The organism is Mycobacterium sp. E3298, assembly GCF_001666895.1.
In the GTDB taxonomy this organism is placed as follows: Bacteria; Actinomycetota; Actinomycetes; order Mycobacteriales; family Mycobacteriaceae; genus Mycobacterium.
Genome location: NZ_LZJB01000380.1, coordinates 1 through 17,127 on the forward strand (window position 1 = coordinate 1; position 17,127 = coordinate 17,127).

19 protein-coding genes and 2 pseudogenes are annotated in these 17,127 nt (G+C 68.7%); 14 read left to right on the forward strand and 7 right to left on the reverse strand.

The window, feature by feature from the left end; translation table 11 throughout:
- Nucleotides 1–207, reverse strand: a pseudogene (locus A9X05_RS17655) (CHAT domain-containing protein); the annotation flags it as partial.
- On the opposite strand from A9X05_RS17655, the pseudogene A9X05_RS29895 reads away from it, so the two are divergent.
- A pseudogene (locus tag A9X05_RS29895) lies at nucleotides 204–416 on the forward strand (CHAT domain-containing protein); the annotation flags it as partial. The pseudogenes A9X05_RS17655 and A9X05_RS29895 sit on opposite strands and share 4 nt — an antisense overlap.
- 3 nt (nucleotides 417–419) lie before the next feature.
- Here A9X05_RS29895 and A9X05_RS17660 read toward each other — a convergent pair.
- Complete coding sequence (locus A9X05_RS17660; protein ID WP_156675727.1) at nucleotides 420–719, reverse strand: hypothetical protein; 300 nt, start codon at nucleotides 717–719, stop codon at nucleotides 420–422.
- An 83-nt stretch (nucleotides 720–802) separates the two neighbouring features.
- Here A9X05_RS17660 and A9X05_RS17665 point away from each other — a divergent pair, with 83 nt between their 5' ends.
- From A9X05_RS17665 to A9X05_RS17680, 4 genes are read left to right on the forward strand one after another with little or no spacing between them, the layout of a single operon-like run.
- Nucleotides 803–2,116 carry a hypothetical protein gene (locus tag A9X05_RS17665; protein ID WP_067783073.1) on the forward strand — a complete coding sequence of 438 codons (1,314 nt, stop codon included), beginning with the start codon at nucleotides 803–805 and terminating at the stop codon, nucleotides 2,114–2,116.
- On the forward strand, nucleotides 2,113–3,243 hold the full coding sequence (locus A9X05_RS17670; RefSeq protein WP_067783074.1) for a hypothetical protein: 1,131 nt from the start codon (nucleotides 2,113–2,115) through the stop codon (nucleotides 3,241–3,243). The genes A9X05_RS17665 and A9X05_RS17670 overlap by 4 nt, the downstream gene beginning before the upstream one ends.
- Nucleotides 3,244–3,272: 29 nt before the next feature.
- Nucleotides 3,273–4,340 (forward strand): dihydrodipicolinate reductase, encoded by a 1,068-nt coding sequence (locus A9X05_RS17675; protein WP_067747219.1) that lies wholly within the window; start codon nucleotides 3,273–3,275, stop codon nucleotides 4,338–4,340.
- A complete protein-coding gene (locus A9X05_RS17680) occupies nucleotides 4,337–4,975 on the forward strand; it encodes a cutinase family protein (RefSeq protein ID WP_067783077.1) in 639 nt (212 codons plus the stop codon). Before A9X05_RS17675 ends, A9X05_RS17680 begins: the two co-directional genes overlap by 4 nt.
- Here the strand turns inward: A9X05_RS17680 and A9X05_RS17685 are convergent.
- Both A9X05_RS17685 and A9X05_RS31715 read right to left on the reverse strand, forming a co-directional pair.
- On the reverse strand, nucleotides 4,970–6,244 hold the full coding sequence (locus tag A9X05_RS17685) for a serine hydrolase domain-containing protein (RefSeq protein ID WP_067747218.1): 1,275 nt from the start codon (nucleotides 6,242–6,244) through the stop codon (nucleotides 4,970–4,972). The genes A9X05_RS17680 and A9X05_RS17685 overlap by 6 nt on opposite strands.
- A gap of 69 nt (nucleotides 6,245–6,313) precedes the next feature.
- The gene (locus A9X05_RS31715) at nucleotides 6,314–6,466 is read right to left on the reverse strand and encodes a hypothetical protein (protein ID WP_197499110.1); all 153 of its coding nucleotides are present in this window, start codon (nucleotides 6,464–6,466) and stop codon (nucleotides 6,314–6,316) included.
- Between the two features lie 60 nt (nucleotides 6,467–6,526).
- On the opposite strand from A9X05_RS31715, the gene A9X05_RS17690 reads away from it, so the two are divergent.
- From A9X05_RS17690 to A9X05_RS17710, 5 genes are all read left to right on the forward strand, one after another.
- A complete protein-coding gene (locus A9X05_RS17690; protein ID WP_055403166.1) occupies nucleotides 6,527–6,700 on the forward strand; it encodes a CsbD family protein in 174 nt (57 codons plus the stop codon).
- Between the two features lie 41 nt (nucleotides 6,701–6,741).
- Nucleotides 6,742–7,407: a cutinase family protein gene (locus A9X05_RS17695; RefSeq protein ID WP_304442454.1), complete on the forward strand. Its 666-nt coding sequence runs from the start codon at nucleotides 6,742–6,744 to the stop codon at nucleotides 7,405–7,407.
- Nucleotides 7,408–7,434: 27 nt separating this feature from the next.
- Complete coding sequence (locus A9X05_RS17700; RefSeq protein ID WP_067747214.1) at nucleotides 7,435–8,418, forward strand: NAD-dependent epimerase/dehydratase family protein; 984 nt, start codon at nucleotides 7,435–7,437, stop codon at nucleotides 8,416–8,418.
- 155 nt (nucleotides 8,419–8,573) lie between these two features.
- The gene (locus tag A9X05_RS17705; RefSeq protein WP_067747212.1) at nucleotides 8,574–9,977 is read left to right on the forward strand and encodes a wax ester/triacylglycerol synthase family O-acyltransferase; all 1,404 of its coding nucleotides are present in this window, start codon (nucleotides 8,574–8,576) and stop codon (nucleotides 9,975–9,977) included.
- Between the two features lie 12 nt (nucleotides 9,978–9,989).
- Nucleotides 9,990–11,153: a zinc-binding dehydrogenase gene (locus tag A9X05_RS17710; protein WP_067747210.1), complete on the forward strand. Its 1,164-nt coding sequence runs from the start codon at nucleotides 9,990–9,992 to the stop codon at nucleotides 11,151–11,153.
- On the opposite strand, the gene A9X05_RS17715 is transcribed toward A9X05_RS17710, so the two are convergent.
- Nucleotides 11,137–11,523, reverse strand: coding sequence for a PPOX class F420-dependent oxidoreductase (locus A9X05_RS17715; RefSeq protein WP_067747251.1), 387 nt, complete (start codon nucleotides 11,521–11,523; stop codon nucleotides 11,137–11,139). The genes A9X05_RS17710 and A9X05_RS17715 overlap by 17 nt on opposite strands.
- Before the next feature lie 110 nt (nucleotides 11,524–11,633).
- Here A9X05_RS17715 and A9X05_RS17720 point away from each other — a divergent pair, with 110 nt between their 5' ends.
- Entirely contained in the window at nucleotides 11,634–12,215 is a 582-nt protein-coding gene (locus tag A9X05_RS17720; RefSeq protein ID WP_067747208.1) for a TetR/AcrR family transcriptional regulator, read from the forward strand.
- On the opposite strand, the gene A9X05_RS17725 is transcribed toward A9X05_RS17720, so the two are convergent.
- On the reverse strand, nucleotides 12,195–13,397 hold the full coding sequence (locus tag A9X05_RS17725) for a cytochrome P450 (RefSeq protein ID WP_067747206.1): 1,203 nt from the start codon (nucleotides 13,395–13,397) through the stop codon (nucleotides 12,195–12,197). The two genes, A9X05_RS17720 and A9X05_RS17725, sit on opposite strands and share 21 nt — an antisense overlap.
- An 8-nt stretch (nucleotides 13,398–13,405) precedes the next feature.
- Complete coding sequence (locus A9X05_RS17730; RefSeq protein ID WP_067747249.1) at nucleotides 13,406–14,239, reverse strand: mycofactocin-coupled SDR family oxidoreductase; 834 nt, start codon at nucleotides 14,237–14,239, stop codon at nucleotides 13,406–13,408.
- Between the two features lie 110 nt (nucleotides 14,240–14,349).
- On the opposite strand from A9X05_RS17730, the gene A9X05_RS17735 reads away from it, so the two are divergent.
- From A9X05_RS17735 to A9X05_RS17745, 3 genes are all read left to right on the forward strand, one after another.
- Nucleotides 14,350–14,979: a cysteine hydrolase family protein gene (locus A9X05_RS17735; protein ID WP_067747204.1), complete on the forward strand. Its 630-nt coding sequence runs from the start codon at nucleotides 14,350–14,352 to the stop codon at nucleotides 14,977–14,979.
- Between the two features lie 73 nt (nucleotides 14,980–15,052).
- Nucleotides 15,053–16,369, forward strand: a complete 1,317-nt coding sequence (locus A9X05_RS17740) for a diaminopimelate decarboxylase (protein ID WP_067783080.1) — start codon at nucleotides 15,053–15,055, stop codon at nucleotides 16,367–16,369.
- Complete coding sequence (locus A9X05_RS17745) at nucleotides 16,369–17,127, forward strand: rhomboid-like protein (RefSeq protein WP_067747247.1); 759 nt, start codon at nucleotides 16,369–16,371, stop codon at nucleotides 17,125–17,127. The genes A9X05_RS17740 and A9X05_RS17745 overlap by 1 nt, the downstream gene beginning before the upstream one ends.

Below are 17,127 nucleotides of genomic sequence, written 5' to 3' on the forward strand. Positions count from 1 at the left end.
ATGGGCGCGATCCACGGCGACAACGACACCGGCCATCGGATCGGCGGTGGCCGTGGTGAACTGGCGATACGCCGCGGACGTGGGTAGCGACCACAGGGTGGCCGTCACCAACTGGGCGCCGCCCAGGATCATCGCCGCCACCAGCCCGGTCGCCTCGTCGAATTGGTAGTCCCCACCCGAGCCGCAGGCGAGCAGGGCCACCCGCGGCGTATCGCCAGTTCACCACGGCCACCGCCGATCCGATGGCCGGTGTCGTTGTCGCCGTGGATCGCGCCCATGGCGCCGACGGGGACGCCGGGTGCGCGGTGAACCGGTGGCAGCGCGAACAGATGCGGCGCTGGCGCGACGGCGATACCACGGCCAGCCCGCTGTATTGGGGCGCCGTCGTCAGCTTCGCGGTGGACGGCGCCCGGTAGCGCTCACAGCGACGCCACCCACGCCGCGTGCACCGCAAGCACATCGTCGGGCAGCGAAAGGCTCTCCCGTGCAGCGGGATCGAAGGCCACCAGGACCACCAGACCGGGCCGCAGCACCGAGAGGTCGAGATCGTCGCCGCACCGGGCCAACTTGCCGATGAACGTCTCACCGGAGACGGCGACCACCTCGATGAAAACCTGTCGCTCGACCGCGCGCACGGTGCCGACCCCGACGGCGCGGTCCCCTCCGCCCCGACGCCGGGCGGACCGGACCCGGTCGACCAGCACTGACAGCTTCTTCATGCCACCAGCGTGCGGCCGGCGGCCGGCTACCGAACCCAAGTTTTCGGCTGCCGCGTTCGACGCGAAGCCCCTATTCTGGGCAGATGAGCGCGGATTCACAGCTGGCCGTCGCGGTCGGCCACCCCCGCCGGTCGGTGATCGACGCGGCGTGGCGGGCGATCGGCCCCGGTGTGGAGGTGCTCAGCAGCGACGACGGCGGCCCGCTGAGCCGCACCGTCAAACGCATCATCGACCCGCTGGTGCTCCGGTTGCGTTCCAACCCGCAGTATTCGGCACCGGTCGTCAACCCGGAGACGGCCGACGCGATGCGTGAGCTGATCGTCGGCAGCGCAGCCGAATTGCGTTCGGCCGCTGCCTGGTTCGAGGTACTCAAGATGGAGCGGCGCCGGCGGCGCATCCGCACCGGAAACGCCCAGGAACTGTACTTCCCGGTGTGCTTCGAGCTCGCGGTGACGAAAGGCCAACCGGCGGCCGAGGATCAAGAGACGGCGGCCGCGGTGCTGGAAGACGTCCACCAGGGTCGCGACCGCACCGCGATCGAGGTGCTGCATCAGTACCTGGCCGACCCCGAGGCGGTGGCCAAGTTGGCCGACCAGCTCGACCGCAGCTGGCGCGACGTGCGGGCGGGCGCCACCGTCACCGGCCCGTTCCTGGCCGAACTCGCCACCGTCCTGGGACCGGCCAACAGCCACCGCACCACGACGGCCCGGCAGCGCGTCTGGTCGGCGATGATCGCCGACGCGACGCCCTACAACCTGGGCGCGCTGGCCCGCGTCGAGGCGGCGCAACTGCCGTGGTCGATAATCGAGCTTGGGCTGAGTTCGGTTGCGCCGCAACAACGACCGCGCGTGGCCGGCGGGGCCGACAGCGACCGGCCGCTCGACCGCAGCGTGGTGGACCGGGTGCGCGCCACCCTGCGCCGCGCCCTGGACCGCGACGCGCTGCCCGACATTCCCCTGCTCTGCGAGGAGGAAGTCGACCGGGCCTGCGCGCCCTGGGGCCTGCTGTCGGAGGACAAACAGGCCACGCTCGTCGCGGGCATCGAGATCGCGACGGAGTTGGCTCCGCTGGACCCGTCCGTCGCCAGCCGCTACGCCCTCGCGGCGCAGATCCAGGCGCGGCTGCGCAAGGAGGCCTACGTGCTGCACGCCCGCCGTTACCTCGCCGAGGGCGGCCCGATCCATCCACGCCAGCGGCAGGTGGTCGACGACCTCGCCGCGTACGCCCAGCCCTACCTGAGCCGGCTGTGGGCGCGGCTGCACGGGCGCGACGTCTGGCAGGAGCCCTGCGACGATGTCGATGACGTGCGGTCGCTGCTCGAGGGGGTCGCGCGGTCGGTGAGTCTGGATCACCGGCAGCGAATCAAGTCGATGCTGGAATTGCAGGTGGCGGGATGAGATTGGTCGCCGATTCCGGTCTGTGGACTACCGGCCCCACCACCGAGACGACTCCGCTGGCCGCGGTGCTCGAGGTCAGCGGCGCGGTGCTGTCGTGGACCCTGGACGACCCCAACGACGCCAAGGCCCACATCACATTCACCGATTTCGGCCGTGCCGACTGGCTCTGGCGGGTGCTCGGCGAATCCGGGCATGTCGCACTCGCTTCCGCGGTGGGCGGGGCGGACGAGCCAAGCAGCATCGACCTCGCCGGGGTGGACATCCTGCCGGGGTCGGTCGGGCCGCTACGCCGGTTGGCCGTGGGCCACTGGCTGCGGCGCTGGTGGCCCGCGAGTCGACAGGACGGCATCGCCGGCCTCGATCGCGCGCTGCTGGACCTCGAGGTCGCGGTGTTGACCGCCGGCGCGCAAGGCTTCTTCGCCGATGACACCCTGGATTCCGACGTCGCCGGCTTGCTGGCGCCGCACGCCACCGCCCTGGCCGCGCATGTCGCGGACGGTGATCCGCGCGCGGTGGATCTGGTGCGAGCCGGCGCCGGCCTGGCCGACGAATTGGGTGTGGACGGCCCCGGCTGGCCCGAACTGTTTGCCGCGCTTGACGATTCGGCTGCGGTGTTGGTCTTTCCGAGCGGCCGCCGCGACGACTACGCGCTGGCCGCCGGCGCGGACGCGGGCAGGCCCTCCACGGCCCCGATCGCCCGCGGCGCCGGGTCAGTCCACTGGGGCGGGGTTCCGCCCGGGATCTTCGACGCCGGCGAGAACACCGTCGACTGGACGATCGAGGCGGCCGGAACCGCGGTCGTCGCCCACGTGCGGGTGGCCGTCATCGGCCCGGACCCAGCCACCGGCATCGGGGTGCGGCTGCGCTCGGGATCGATTTCCGGCACCGGCGCCCTCGACGCCGACGGCCGCGCGGCCCTCCCCCTGGCCGAGGCCGGGCAACGGCCGCTTTCGGAGTCGGCGGCCTGGGATCACGATTGGTCGGCGGCCTCCGTGCTCATCGGGGCCGAGAACGCGGAGTCGGCCGACACCCGCGAGCGGGTGCGCCGGTGGGCGCGGGCGCGGCTGGACCGGCCGGCGGACGACGCCTTTCTCGCCGAGATATTGGCGGCCGAATCCGCCTACTAACCCGGGGCGCGATTCCCTATGCTGAGCGAGTGCCAAACACCTATCGCGTGGTTCAGTGGAACACCGGCAATGTCGGCAAGAGCTCGCTGAAGTCGATAGTCACCAACCCCACCCTGGAGCTGGTGGGTTGCTACGCCTGGTCAGCCGAGAAGGTGGGGCGCGACGCCGGCGACCTCGTCGGCATCGCACCGCTCGGCGTGGCGGCCACCGACGACGCCGATGCACTGCTCGCGCTCAAACCCGACTGCGTGGTCTACAACCCGATGTGGATCGACGTCGACGAGCTGGTCCGCATTCTGTCGGCGGGCGTCAACGTGGTGACCACGGCGTCGTTCATCACGGGGCACAATCTCGGCAACGGCCGCGAGAAGATTTCGGAGGCCTGCGCCAAGGGCGGCTCGACCATCTTCGGGTCCGGCGTCAGCCCGGGCTTCGCCGAGCTACTGGCCATCGTGTCGGCGATGGTGTGCAACCGGATCGACAAGGTCACGGTCAACGAGGCCGCCGACACCACCTTCTATGACTCACCGGAGACCGAGAAGCCGGTCGGCTTCGGCCAGCCGATCGACCACCCGGACCTGCAGGCGATGGCGGAAAAGGGGACGGCGATCTTCGGGGAGGCCGTCCGGCTGGTGGGTGACGCGCTCGGCGTCGAGCTCGACGAGGTGAAGTGCGTCGCCGAGTTCGCCCAGACCACCGCGGACCTCGAGATGACTTCGTGGACCATCCCCGCGGGATGCGTAGCGGGCGTGTACATCAGCTGGCAGGGCATCGTCGGCGACACCACGTTGATCGACTTGAACGTGCGGTGGCGCAAGGGCCAGACGCTCGAGCCCGACTGGAAGATCGAACAAGACGGCTGGGTCATCCAGATCGACGGGCAACCGACGGTGACCACGAAGGTGGGCTTCCTTCCGCCGCCGTACTTTGCGGCTACCACGCTCGAGGAGTTCATGGACCTCGGCCACATCATGACCGCGATGCCCGCGATCAACGCGATCCCGGCCGTCGTCGCCGCGGCGCCGGGCATCGTCACCTACGCCGACCTTCCGCTGACGCTGCCGCGTGGGAACGCCTATGTCAGCATGGAGCGGTGATCGGGGAGCGCATCTTTCGCGTCGCCGGTCTCGCGGTCCCGGTGTGTGCGGCTCTGCTGAGCGGGCCCATCGGCATTCCTTCCGTCGAGGCCGATCCGTGCCCGGCCGTGGAGGTGGTGTTCGCCCGCGGCACGGGACAGTCCTCCGGCGTCGGCCAGGTGGGCCAGGCGTTCATCGACTCCCTGGGTGCGCAGCTCGCCGGGCGGTCGATGGGCGTTTACGCGGTGAACTACCCGGCGACAACGGCTTTCGCGACGAGTGCCCAAGCCGGTGCCGACGACACGGTCGCTCACGTGCAGGACATGATCGCCCGGTGCCCCAACACGCGGTTGGTGCTCGGCGGGTTTTCTCAGGGGGCGGGTGTGATGGACCTGGCCACCAAGGCCCTACCGCCGCAAGCGGCAGACCACGTCGCGGCGATCGCAGTTTTCGGCAACCCGACCAGCCCACTGGCCGGCACCCTCGCCGGTACGGTGTTCCCGCCGATCGGCCCGCCGTACAGCGCCAAGACCATCGACGAGTGCGCCGACGGTGACCCCGCGTGCTCCGGCGGTGGCAACGTGTTGGCGCACGGCTCGTACGTCCAGTCGGGGATGACGGCTCAAGCCGCGAACTTCGTCGCCGCCCGGCTATAGGGCCGCCTTGCGCCGGGCGGCCTTGGCGTAGGCGGCGCCCAGCTGCGGCACCGGCAGCGGACCCTGGTCGCGGGCGGCCAGGATGGCGTTGCGCAGCGGGCGGGCAAGTCCCGCAAAGGATCCCATGTCGAACAGCAGCGGCGTGAGCAACCGGTTGTGCACGAAGCCGAAGGACCCGCCCGCCTCGGGGTCGGCCCAGCCCAGCGTTCCCCCGAGGCCGACATGGCCGAATCCGCGCAGCAAGCCCGGCACCGGCGACTCGTGGTAGCCGAGGTGAAACGGCATGGGCACCACCATGTTCGCGTCGGGCCACTTCCGCCGGGCCTGCCCCGCCAGGCCGCGCGTCAGCTCCTCGGACAGATACTTCTTGCCGTCGATGCGGCCGTCGTTGGCCAGCACGGCATACATCTTCGCCAGCCCGCGGCCGGTTACCACGCCGTTGGCGGCCGGAACCTCACCGTCGAGGAAGGGGGTGTCCCCCTTGATCAGGGAGACGACACCGGGGAAGTACATCGCGCCCAGGGCGCCGGAGAACGGGAGGCCGGCCATCTTGGGGGCGATGAAGTTGAACACCGGGGCGCGCAGCCGGCCCTGCGGAATCAAGATTTCCGCGGCCTGGGTCGGCGAGCCTTCCGGAGGCCGGCCGAGGTGTAAGCCGTCGGTGTTGAGGGGCCGGGCGACCTCCTGGCGGATCAGCTCCCGCATGCCCTTGCCGGTCACCGCCCTGGCCAGCCCGGACAGCAGCCAGCCGTAGGTCAAAGCGTGATAGGCCTGGACGCCCCGCAAGTGGTCGACGGGCGCGGCGGCGAGGCGCTCCTCCATCAGCGCGTGGTCCATCAACTGGGCCTTCGTGACGCCGCGCAGATGCGACAACCCGGAGCGGTGCCGCAGCACGTCACGCACGGTGATCTCTTCCTTACCGTTGGCCGCGAACTCGGGCCAATATTCGGCTACGGGCTCGTCGTACGACAGCAGGCCGCGGTCGGCCAGCCGGTGGATCACGGTCGAGGCGACACCCTTGGTCGCCGAGAACACCATCGCCCCGGTGTCGGCGGTCCAGCGCTGGTTGCCGGCCCGGTCCGACCATCCGGTCCAGACGTCGACCACGGGCACGCCGTCGACATAGACGCTCAGCGCCCCGCCACCGAACCGGCGGCCGGGGAACAGCTGCGCGAACAATTTCACGACGTTGGCGAAGTGTGGATCGGCGGCGCCGGAGACGCCGCGCGGCAGGCCGTCGTCGGTGACCAGAAGCACTGACGGTTTCACGGTGCCGCGCCGCCCCGCTACCACGAGGACGAAGCTATCAGCCGGCCCCGCGCAACGGTCCCGTTTCCGCTAGCTGAGCCCGTCCGGCGGCTCGGGGCCGGGTGGGGGCGCGGTCGGCGAGTCCCGCAGATACCGCCGCAACCGGAGCAGCTGATTGACCACCATGCCGATGCCGAGGAGCATCAGCCCCACGACTATTGCGACCACGATTGCGGCGCTCACGACCTCCATCATGGCAGGGCGGGGTTTCAACCTGTGGCAAAGCGGGGTAGCCACAGCGGCATGAGCAACGAGGACAAGCTGAAGAACAAGATCGAGGACCTGGGCGGCCGCGCCAAGGAGGCCATCGGCAAGGCGACCGGCGACCACGAGACCAGGGACGAGGGCCGGGCGGACCAGGCGAAGTCCAGCCTCAAGGACGCCGGTGAAAAGGTGAAAGACGCGTTCAAGAAGTGATCAGGCGTTCCGGGCTGCGCCGGCTGTCGGTGCTCGCTGGACTGGCGGCACTGGCGGCCGGCGCCCTGGTGGCCAGCGCGCCCAGCCCGTCGGCGTCCGCGGATCCGGCGTGTCCCGACGTGGAGGTGGTATTCGCGCGCGGGTCGGGCGAGCCGCCCGGCGTCGGGGGCATCGGCGGGTCGTTCGTGGACGCGCTGCGTTCGCAGATCGGATCCCGATCGCTCGGCGTGTATGCGGTCAATTACCCTGCGAGCACCGACTTTTCAAATCCGAACTTTCCCCAGACCGTGGTCGACGGCATCCGTGACGCCAGCTCGCACGTCGAGGCCACGGCGAAGAACTGCCCCAACACCCGCGAGGTGCTCGGCGGGTATTCGCAGGGCGCCGCGCTAGCCGGGTATGTGACGTCGGCAGCCGTTCCGGCGGGCGTGCCCGCGTCGGCCGTGCCGCCGCCCATGCCGGCGGACGTCGCCAACCACGTCGCCGCGGTCACCCTGTTCGGGACGCCGTCGGGTGACTTCCTGCAGAAGTACCACGCCCCGCCGCTCGCCATCGGCCCGCTGTATCAGCCGAAGACGCTGGAGCTCTGCGCGCAGGGCGATCCGATATGCGGCAGCGCCGGCGGCGACGGCTTCGCCGCGCACACCTCCTACGGCATGAACGGGATGACGGGCCAAGCCGCCAACTTCGCCTCCAGTCACCTGTAGGCCACCCGGTCCTGCAAAGATTCCACCATGCGCGTTCTGATCACAGGCGGTACGGGATTCGTCGGCGGCTGGACGGCCAAGGCCATAGCCGACGCCGGCCACGACATCCGGTTTCTGGTGCGCACCCCCGCCAAGCTGAAGACTTCGGTGGCGGAGTTGGGTGTCGACGTGTCGGACTATGCCGTCGCCGACATCACGGACCGCATGGCGGTGCGCCAGGCGCTGGACGGCTGCGAAGCCGTCGTGCACAGCGCGGCCCTGGTGGCCACCGACCCGCGCCAGACCGCGCAGATGCTCACCACCAATATGCAGGGGGCCCAGAACGTCTTGGGTCAGGCCGTCGAACTCGGCCTGGACCCGATCGTCCACGTGTCCAGTTTCAGCGCGCTCTTCCATGCGGGCCTGGAAGAGCTGTCGGCGGACCTGCCGGTCGTCGGAGGGGCGGACGGTTACGGGACGTCCAAGGCGCAGGTCGAGATCTATGCCCGCGGTCTGCAGGACGCGGGCGCGCCGGTGAACATCACCTACCCGGGCATGGTCATCGGTCCGCCGGTGGGTGACCAGTTCGGTGAGGCCGGCGAAGGCGTCAGGGCCGCCCTGCAGATGCATGTGATCCCGGGCCGGAGCGGGGCCTGGTTGATCGTCGATGTGCGCGATTTGGCAGCGTTGCACGCGGCGCTCCTCGAACCCGGCCGCGGCCCGCGCCGGTACATGGCGGGCGGCCATCGCGTTCCGGCGGCAGAGTTGGCGAAAATGCTCGGCGAGGTGTCCGGGTCGGCGATGGTCTCGGTTCCGATCCCCGATACCGCCCTGCGCGTCGCCGGCGCGGTGATGGATCGCGCCAGCCGGTTCGTACCCTTCGATACGCCCTTCACGTGGGCCGGGATGCAGTACTACACGCAGATGCCGGCGTCCGACGATTCACCGAGCGAGCGGGAACTCGGCATTACCTACCGGGATCCGCAGGAGACTCTGGCTGACACGTTCGAAGCCCTTCGTGCCGTGAGCTGAGCGGGGCGCCGCGTGCCAGAGCTGAGGGACTAACGGCTGCCATACCGGGGCCCTAGTGCCCTCGTCGGCCGTGGTCCACGGAGAGAACATCGCCGTAATATTCGGGCTTCCGCGCACCCAAGCCGGGTGACGGGACATCCGATCGGAGGTACGGCATGACCAAACCGATTCCGCCGCTGGACCTTTCATGGCTGTTGATCGAGTCGCCCTCCGGCACGACGCACGTCGGCGCGATGCTGTTGTTCAAGAAGCCGGCCGGCCGCGCGCCCATAGTGCGCGAAATCGTGGAGGCGTACCGTGCGTGCACGCCGGCGCCGCCCTTCAACTACATTCCGGAGCTGCTCGGCCGGGGCGCCCCCCGGTTCCGGGAGATGACGCAGTGGGACCCGCACTACCACGTCGGACACCTGGCCCTGCCCGCCGGCTCCTCCTACGACGACCTGCTGCGACTCGTCGCCGATCTGCACGAGCCACAACTCGACCGCGACCGCCCGCTTTTCCGGTGTTGGGTGATCGATGGGGTGCCGGGCGGCATGTTCGCGATCTACACCAAGACTCATCACTCGATCATCGACGGCGAGTCCGGTCTGAGGCTTCTGTATGCCGGGTTGAGCATGACGGGGGAACGCGTCGTCCCCGCACCCGCCTTTGCGCTCGGCGCGCCACCGACCAAACAGCACCCACCGACGCCCGTCACGGCGCGCGTGGTCGATTCGATTCGCGGGGCGATCACGCAGGTCGGGGTGTTGAACCAGCTTTCGGTCGGCGCGCTGCGCAAGGTGCTCGCGAGCCGTTTCCGAACGCATCTCGAGGGCAGCCTGCCGTTTACGGCCCAGCACGCCCCGACCAATGCCCCGTTGCAGATCGGGCGGAGCTTCGCGACGCTTTCCTTGCCGCTGGAAGAGATGCATGAGATCGGCCGGCGGCTCGGGGCGACCCTGAACGACGTGGCGGTGACGGTCGTCGACGGCGGGCTGCACGCCTATCTCCGGGAGACCGGCCGGGACTTCGCGCACCCCTTCATCGCGATGTGTCCGGTGTCGCTGCGCGACGCCGGGGACACGGCGATAGGCACCCGAGTGTCGGCCCTGTTCCCACGCCTCGGAGAGCCGGGGGCGAGCATGGCGGAACGGATCCATCAGGTCGTGGACTCGGTCGCCGTCTGCAAGAAGGAACTCGCCCGCATGTCCAACGAGGCCGCTATGACCTACGCGGTCGGGTTGGTTGCGCTCGCCGGCCTGGGGGCCTCGACGCACCTCGACCGTGTCGCCCGTCCGGCATGCAACCTCGTCATTTCGAACGTGGCGGGGGCCAGGGAGATCCGGTACCTCAACGGTGCGCGCCTGCTCGGCATCTATCCGATTTCCGCCATCGCCGCCTCGATCGGACTCAACGCCACTTTCGCGTCCTATCACGACAGCATGGACTTCGGCTTCGTCGCCAATGCCGCGGCACTCGACGACATGCCCCACCTTTCCCGGTGCACCCGGCGGGCCTACGACGAGTTGAAACAGGCGGCAGGACTGCAACCGGTTGGTCCTAGATCGGCGACCGTGTAGCAGGATCGAAGAATGAAGAGCGTCACGTGCACCAACGCCAAGCTCGACGTGGTCGACGTCCCGGCGCCGACCCCCGCCAAGGGGCAGCTATTGCTCGAGGTGCTCAGGTGTGGCATCTGCGGATCCGACTTGCACGCCCGCCGCCACTGCGACGAGCTCGCCGACGTGATGGCCGAGTCCGGGTACGACGCGTTCATGCGGTCGGATCAGCGCGTCGTGTTCGGTCATGAATTCTGCGGCGAGGTACTCGATTACGGACCCGGCACCCGGAAGGCCCCACGGCCCGGCACACGGGTCGTGGCCCTGCCGCTGCTGCGGCGCGGCAAAGAGGTACACGGGATCGGACTCTCGACGATGGCGCCCGGCGCCTACGCCGAACAGTTGCTCGTTGAGCGGTCGTTGACGTTCGCCGTCCCCAACGGGCTGTCCCCCGACGTCGCCGCGCTGACCGAGCCGATGGCCGTCGCCTGGCACGCCGTCCGGCGCGGCGAGGTGGGCAAAGGCGACGTCGCGATCGTCATCGGTTGCGGGCCAATCGGTCTCGCGGTGATCTGCATGCTCAAGTCGCACGGTGTACGCACCGTGATCGCGAGCGACTTCTCACCTGGCCGCCGGGCGCTGGCGACGGCCTGCGGGGCAGATATCGTCGTCGACCCCGCACAGGAGTCGCCATATGCCACGGACGCGGGCCGCAAACACCTGCACGGCATCCTGGAGGCGTTCGATCTTGCGGTCGGAACGATCGAACGGCTGCAGCGCCTTCGGCTGCCGTGGTGGCATCTCTGGCGCGCCGCCGAGGCCGCCGGCGCGGCGACGCCCAAGCATCCCGTCATCTTCGAGTGCGTCGGCGTGCCCGGGATTATCGACGGCATCATCGCCGGCGCGCCGCTGTTTTCGCGCGTCGTCGTCGTCGGCGTCTGTATGGGTGCCGACCACATCCGTCCGGCGATGGCGATCAACAAAGAGATAGACCTGCGGTTCGTGCTCGGCTACACGCCGCTCGAGTTCCGCGATACGTTGCATATGCTCGCCGACGGCAAGGTCAACGTCGAGCCGCTGATCACCGGGACGGTCGGGCTGTCGGGCGTCGAGGCCGCGTTCGACGCGCTCGGTGACCCCGAGGCGCACGCGAAGATCCTGATCGATCCCAAGAGCGACGCTAAGCGGCCGGCCTGATTTCCAGGCCGACGTGCACCTTGTCGATGCCGCCCCGCACGATCGAATGGGCATAGAACCACCAGGCGTGATACCAGTACCGTTTGAGCACGGCGTTGTAGACGCGCCGCGTCTCGGACTTCGGCAGGACCCGGGCCACGCCCTCGACCGGTTCGCTCTTCGGCTTGCCGAGCGATCCGCTCCTGGCGATCGTCACCCGCGGCGTGTTGTTGATCCGCTTGACCTTCCAGGAGCCGTCGTCGGTGATGACCAGAAGCTTGTCGCCTTCTGGCACACCCCAGATCGCCGTCGGTTTCGGGCGGCCGTCCTTGGTGAACGTCGTCAGGAGCAGGTACTTGGACTGGATGATGTCCCGGAAGCTGGCGGCCACGCTGTGATCCTTCACTTTCTGAAATGTTCGGTCAAACAGTTCCCCGCCGCTCCATCTTCTAATCATGGGCGTTGTTGATTCCCGGTGACCGCCCAACTTAGGGTCCGGTGATGGCCAGGGACTCGACGACCCGCGACTTGCTCATCGACGCAACGATCCAGATCATGGTCGACGAGGGCTATGCGGCGGCGACTTCGCGCCGGGTGGCGGCAAAGGCCGGCGTGAAACCGGCCCTGGTGCATTACTACTTCCCCACCATGGACGAGCTGTACCTCGACGTGTTCCGCCGCGGCGCGGCGGCCTATCTCGAGCGCCAAGATCAGGCGCTGGCCTCCGACCGTCCCCTGCATGCCCTGTGGCGAACCCTCATCGAGCCGAAGGACGCCCGGCTGCTGCAGGAGTTCATGGGCCTGGCCAACCACCGCAAGGACATTCGGGCCGAGATCGCGGCGTGGTCCGAACGGTGGCGGAGCCGGCAGATCGCCGCACTCAACCACGTTGTCCGCGAGAATGCGCTGGATGTCGCGGAATTCCCGCCCGCCGGCCTCGCGGTTGTTATTGCCGCCGTCGGCCAGACCCTCATCATGGAAGGTTCCCTCGGCGCGACGCGCGGCCACGACGAGGCCATCGCGCTCGTCAGCCGGCTCATCGACCGGTTCGAGGCGCCTGACTCAGGGCAGCACCACCTCTAGCCGCTCCCAACCGCGCACCGTCGAGGTCGGTGCGAGTTTCGCTGTCTCGTAGTCGATTCCCCATTCGGGCCAGCGGTTGAGCATCTCGTCCAGCGCGACTCGGCCCTCGAGACGGGCGAGGTTGGCGCCGAGGCAGTAGTGCACACCCTTCCCGAACGTGATGTGCGAGATGTTGTCCCGCCGGATGTCGTAGCTGTCCGGGTCGGCGTAGCGGCGGGGGTCGCGATTGGCGGCGCCGAAGAGCAGCAGCATGGCGCTGCCCGCCGGAACCGTCGTGCCGTAGCACTCGAAATCCCTGGCCATCCAACGCGCGACGTGCGGTCCCGTCGGTTCGAATCGCAGCGTCTCGTCGACGGTGCGGGTCAACAGCGACCTGTCCTCATAGACCGCGCGGCGCTGGTCGGGATGCTCGGCGAGCACCTTGGCCAGCCAGCCGATCAGCCGGCCGGTCGTCTCGTTGCCGGCGCCGGCGACCACCTGCGTGTAATGCAGCACCTCCTTGCGCGTCAGTTTGCGGTGCACCCCGTCCTCGTCGTCGAACTCGACGTTGAGCAACGTCGTCATCAGGTCATCGGACGGGTTCTTGGACCGCCATTCCACGTAGTCGGCGTAGATCCGGCCGTCAGCGATCGAGTCGGCGTCGGCGACCTTCAACGGAGCGCCCGGCTTGGTTCGCAGGTTGGCGTCGTTCGCGTCGCGCACCGAGACCTGTTCGGATTCCGGGATTCCCAGCAGCATCCCGATCACCCGCATCGGCATCATCGAGGCCAGCTCCGCGATGATGTCGAAGCTCGACGAGCCGACGAGCGGGTCCAGGCACCGCACGCAGTATTGCCGGATCTGGTCCTCGAGTTCGGCCATCCGGCGGGGCGTGAACACGCGAGACATCAGTCCGCGCAACCGTGTGTGTTCGGGCGGATCCTGGAACATCATGACCCCGCCGGGCATCTCGAATTTCGACTGGATCAGCTCGAGGATGTCGCTGCGCCGGTTGGAGAACGCCTCCCAGTTGGCCAGCGCCCGTTCGACGTCGGAATGCCTTGACAGCGCCCAGAAGTCGTAGCGGTCGTTGTAATAGATGGGCGCCTCGTCGCGCAGCCGCGCGTAGGTCGGATACGGATCGGCGATGATGCCGGTGTCGTAAGGGTCGTAGTAGACGGACGTCTCGCTGGTGACGGTCATTCGTTCCTCTATTTCAGGCAGCTGCCGGCATCCACCGGCAGCGCGACGCCGGTGATGTAGCGCGCTTCGTCGGAGGCCAGGAACAGCACGGCGTTGCTGATGTCCTCGGGCGTCACCCAAGGGATGGGCAGGTAGTGGAAGCTCTGGCACACCGGCGCGAGGTCGTCGGGTCCGGGGTTCTCCAGTTCGGGCCGGAAAGCGCGGTACGTGGCCTCGTTCAGCAGAAGGGGCGAGCTCGTGTGAGTCGGGAGGACGGCGTTGACCCTGATCATGTGCTGGCCCAATTCGACTGCGAACGAACGCATCAGGCCGATGACCCCATGTTTGGCCGCGACGTAGTGGCCGACGTGTGGGTAGGCCTTGGCCCCCGCCACCGACGACGTCAGGACGATGGAGCCCCCGCGGCCACCGTTCAGGACGTGCGGAACCCCTGCCTTCACCGTCTTCCAGACGCCGCTGAGGTTGACGTCGATCATCTCCTGCCACAGCGGCTCAGGGGTCTTGTGCAGCTTTCCCGCCGTCGTCCCGATGCCGGCGTTGGCGACTATGACATCGAGGCGTCCCAGCTGTTCGACGCCGCTGTCCACCGCGGCGCGCAGCCCGTCGAAATCGCGGACGTCGACTTCGGCGGTGACGATCCGGCCTCCGGCGTCCTTGACCAAGCCGGCGGTCTCGTCGAGATCCTCGGGGGTGGCGCCCTCCACGGGTGACGCCTCGAACTTGCGGCAGATGTCGACGGCGATGATGTCCGCGCCTTCGCGCGCGAGCCGGACGGCGTGACTCCTGCCCTGTCCGCGCGCCGCGCCGGTCACGAACGCGACTTTGCCGTCCATCCGGCCCATCGTCACCTCCAAGCGCCGCCTTTTTGGGCGATCGCCCAAATTTGTGGCGCAACCATGTGTAGCAGCAGGCAGATCGGTCAGTCAAGGCGTCCACGAGGGATGATGACCGCGTGACGTACAGCAAGGACACGACGGGGCTGGTGTTGATCGATCCTTACAACGACTTCATCTCCCCGGGCGGCAAGGTCTGGGAGCGCCTGAAAGGCGTCATCGAGGGCAACGGCTGCGTCACCCACATGAAGCGGGTGCTCGACGCGGCCCGCGGGGCGGACATCCGCGTCTTTTATGCGCTGCATCGCCGATACCGCCCCGGCGATTACGAGACGTGGAAACACATCGCGCCGGTGCAGAAGGCGGCGTGGTCACGCAAGACCTTCGAATTCGGCACCTGGGGCGGTGAGCTTCGCACCGGGTTCGAGCCGCAGCCCGGTGACGTCGTCGCCCACGAGCATTGGTGTTCGAGCGGTTTCGCCAACACCGACCTGGACCTGCAGCTCAAGAGGCACGGCGTTCATCGGCTCATCGTCATGGGACTCATCGCCCACACCTGCCTCGAAGCCACGGTTCGCTACGGCGCGGAGCTCGGGTACGAGGTAACGGTGGTGCGCGACGGGACGGCGGACTACTCGGAGGTCGAGATGCGCGCCGCACTCGAGGTCAACATTCCGAACTACGCGACCGCGATCGTGTCCGCGGACGAGGTGATCGCCTCGATCGCGGCCAGTGTTCCGAATCTGTGAAGATTTGCCGCACGGGTGTGAAGGCTTCGTTAAGAACGCGGCACGCGCCGGGCCGGACCGGCACCGTAGAGGCATGACGCTCTTCGAGCTGCTTCCGTCGCTGAGGCACGGGCTGAACCCGCATCTCGATCGCGCGATCTGGCCGCTGAGCGCCTACGTTGACGACCTGGGCCGGCTCTGCGTGGGCGACGTGGCCGCCGACGACCTCGCCGCCGAATTCGGCACGCCCGCGTACGTGGTGGACGAAGAGGATTTCCGGGCCCGGATTCGGGGCTATCGCGCGACACTGCCCGACGCCGAGCTGATCTACGCCGGGAAGGCGCTGTTGAGCGTCGACGTGGCCCGCTGGGCCGCGGACGAAGGGGCCGGCGTGAACGTCGCCTCGGCCGGTGAGCTGGCCACCGCGCTGGCCGCCGACGTCCCCCCGTCGCAGATCATCCTGGATGGGGTGATCACCGCGGCCGAGCTGTGCGACGCGATCGCCGCCGGTGTCGGACGGATCGTCATCGATACGCCCAGCGAGGTCTCACTCCTGGCCTGCCGGGTGCGTCACCGTCAGCGCGTCCTGGTGGGGGTCATCCCCGACGTCGGGGCGATCGACCAGAAATTCGGCTTCGCGCTATCCGGCGGCCAGGCTGCCGGCGCGCTGAGGCGTGTCCTGGATCAGCCGTGGCTGGATTTGGTGGGGCTGCACTGCCGGCTCGGGTCACAGCTCACCGACGCCTCGCTCTACGGTGAGGCGATCCGCCAGATGATCGGTGTGATGGCCGAGGTCCGCGACCGCCATCAGGTCGTGCTCAGTGAACTCAATCTGGGCGGTGGGCATGCAGTCCCGTACCTCCCGGGCGACCCCGAACTCGACGTACGTGCGCTGGGAACCGTCATCGACGGTGCGCTGGAATCGGCTTGTGGCGAGCACGAATTCCCTCGCCCGCGAATTGTGATCGAGCCGGGCCGCGCCATCGCCGCGCGGGCCGGGATGATGCTCTGCCGGGTGATCGCCGTAAAACGTCAGCCCGGAGGGCACACCTTCGTCGCGGTGGACGGCGGGTCGAGTGACATCCACGGCATGGAGCGGCCCGGCGCGAAATACACGGTGGCGCTGGCCAATCGGCACCCTCCAAGCGTCACCGCACCGGTCACCGTCGTCGGCCGGCACGGCGACGGTCGCGAAATCGCCCGCGACGTCGAGCTGCCCGCGGACATCCGCCCGGGAGATCTGCTGGCCGTCGCGTGCACCGGTGCCTACCAGCACTCGATGGTGCCGAGCCACAGCATGGTGGGCCGCCCGCCCCTGGTCGCGGTCTCCGGTGGCAAGTCGCGTGAACTTGTGCGTAGAGAAACCGTCGCCGACCTGCTGGCGCGCGACCGGGGCTGGACCGGTCAGTGATGGTGTCCCGCACGGACCTTCGTGCGCGCCCCGACCGGCTGCGCGTCACGGCGGCGTATACCGTCATGCTGCTCGCCGTCTCGGTCACCCTGTCGGCGCTGGGCGGGCACACCCGCGCCGCGGTGGTAAGGGATATGAGCACCAACCTGCACAACCTGGCGCACGGCAACCTGGGCAGCCTGGTCGGCAGCGCGTTCGTCAGCGACGGCGGCGATGTCTTCCTCTGGCTGCCGGGCCTGGTGTGCCTGCTGGCGCTGGGTGAACTCATCTGGCGCGGGCGAGGTTTGCTGATCACCTTCGCCGTCGGCCACATCGGCGCCACCGTGATCGTCGCGGTGGGGCTGGTGGCCGCGGTGGAAACGGGATGGCTCCCGTTCTCGGTGGCGCGCGCCACCGACGTCGGGATCAGCTACGGCGCGGTGTGCGTGCTGGGCGCCCTGACCGCATCGATACCGGCCCGCTGGCGCCCGGCCTGGATCGGGTGGTGGCTCGGCGTCGCGTTGATGGCGACGCTCGACGCGGATTTCACCGCGTTCGGTCACGTTCTGGCGCTGCTCCTTGGCATGGGGTTGGCGTTTTGGTTGCCGGCCATCGAGCACTGGACGCCCGTGCACGCGACCCTGCTGGCCGTCGGCGCCGCCTTCGGCTATTTCGTGTTGTCGGGATGGTCGTCGTCGGTGGCTCCCGTCGCCGGATTGACGGGTGTCTTGATCGCCTCGCTCCTGGCCGCCAGGGTGATGCGGCCTACCGCTGCTTAG

Coding starts and splice junctions, on each gene's coding strand:
- A9X05_RS17660 (WP_156675727.1), bottom strand. CDS start 719: ATGAAGAAGCTGTCAGTGCTGGTCGACCGGGTCCGGTCCGCCCGGCGT.
- A9X05_RS17665 (WP_067783073.1), top strand. CDS start 803: ATGAGCGCGGATTCACAGCTGGCCGTCGCGGTCGGCCACCCCCGCCGG.
- A9X05_RS17670 (WP_067783074.1), top strand. CDS start 2,113: ATGAGATTGGTCGCCGATTCCGGTCTGTGGACTACCGGCCCCACCACC.
- A9X05_RS17690 (WP_055403166.1), top strand. CDS start 6,527: ATGAGCAACGAGGACAAGCTGAAGAACAAGATCGAGGACCTGGGCGGC.
- A9X05_RS17700 (WP_067747214.1), top strand. CDS start 7,435: ATGCGCGTTCTGATCACAGGCGGTACGGGATTCGTCGGCGGCTGGACG.
- A9X05_RS17705 (WP_067747212.1), top strand. CDS start 8,574: ATGACCAAACCGATTCCGCCGCTGGACCTTTCATGGCTGTTGATCGAG.
- A9X05_RS17710 (WP_067747210.1), top strand. CDS start 9,990: ATGAAGAGCGTCACGTGCACCAACGCCAAGCTCGACGTGGTCGACGTC.
- A9X05_RS17720 (WP_067747208.1), top strand. CDS start 11,634: ATGGCCAGGGACTCGACGACCCGCGACTTGCTCATCGACGCAACGATC.
- A9X05_RS17725 (WP_067747206.1), bottom strand. CDS start 13,397: ATGACCGTCACCAGCGAGACGTCCGTCTACTACGACCCTTACGACACC.
- A9X05_RS17730 (WP_067747249.1), bottom strand. CDS start 14,239: ATGGGCCGGATGGACGGCAAAGTCGCGTTCGTGACCGGCGCGGCGCGC.
- A9X05_RS17740 (WP_067783080.1), top strand. CDS start 15,053: ATGACGCTCTTCGAGCTGCTTCCGTCGCTGAGGCACGGGCTGAACCCG.
- A9X05_RS17745 (WP_067747247.1), top strand. CDS start 16,369: ATGGTGTCCCGCACGGACCTTCGTGCGCGCCCCGACCGGCTGCGCGTC.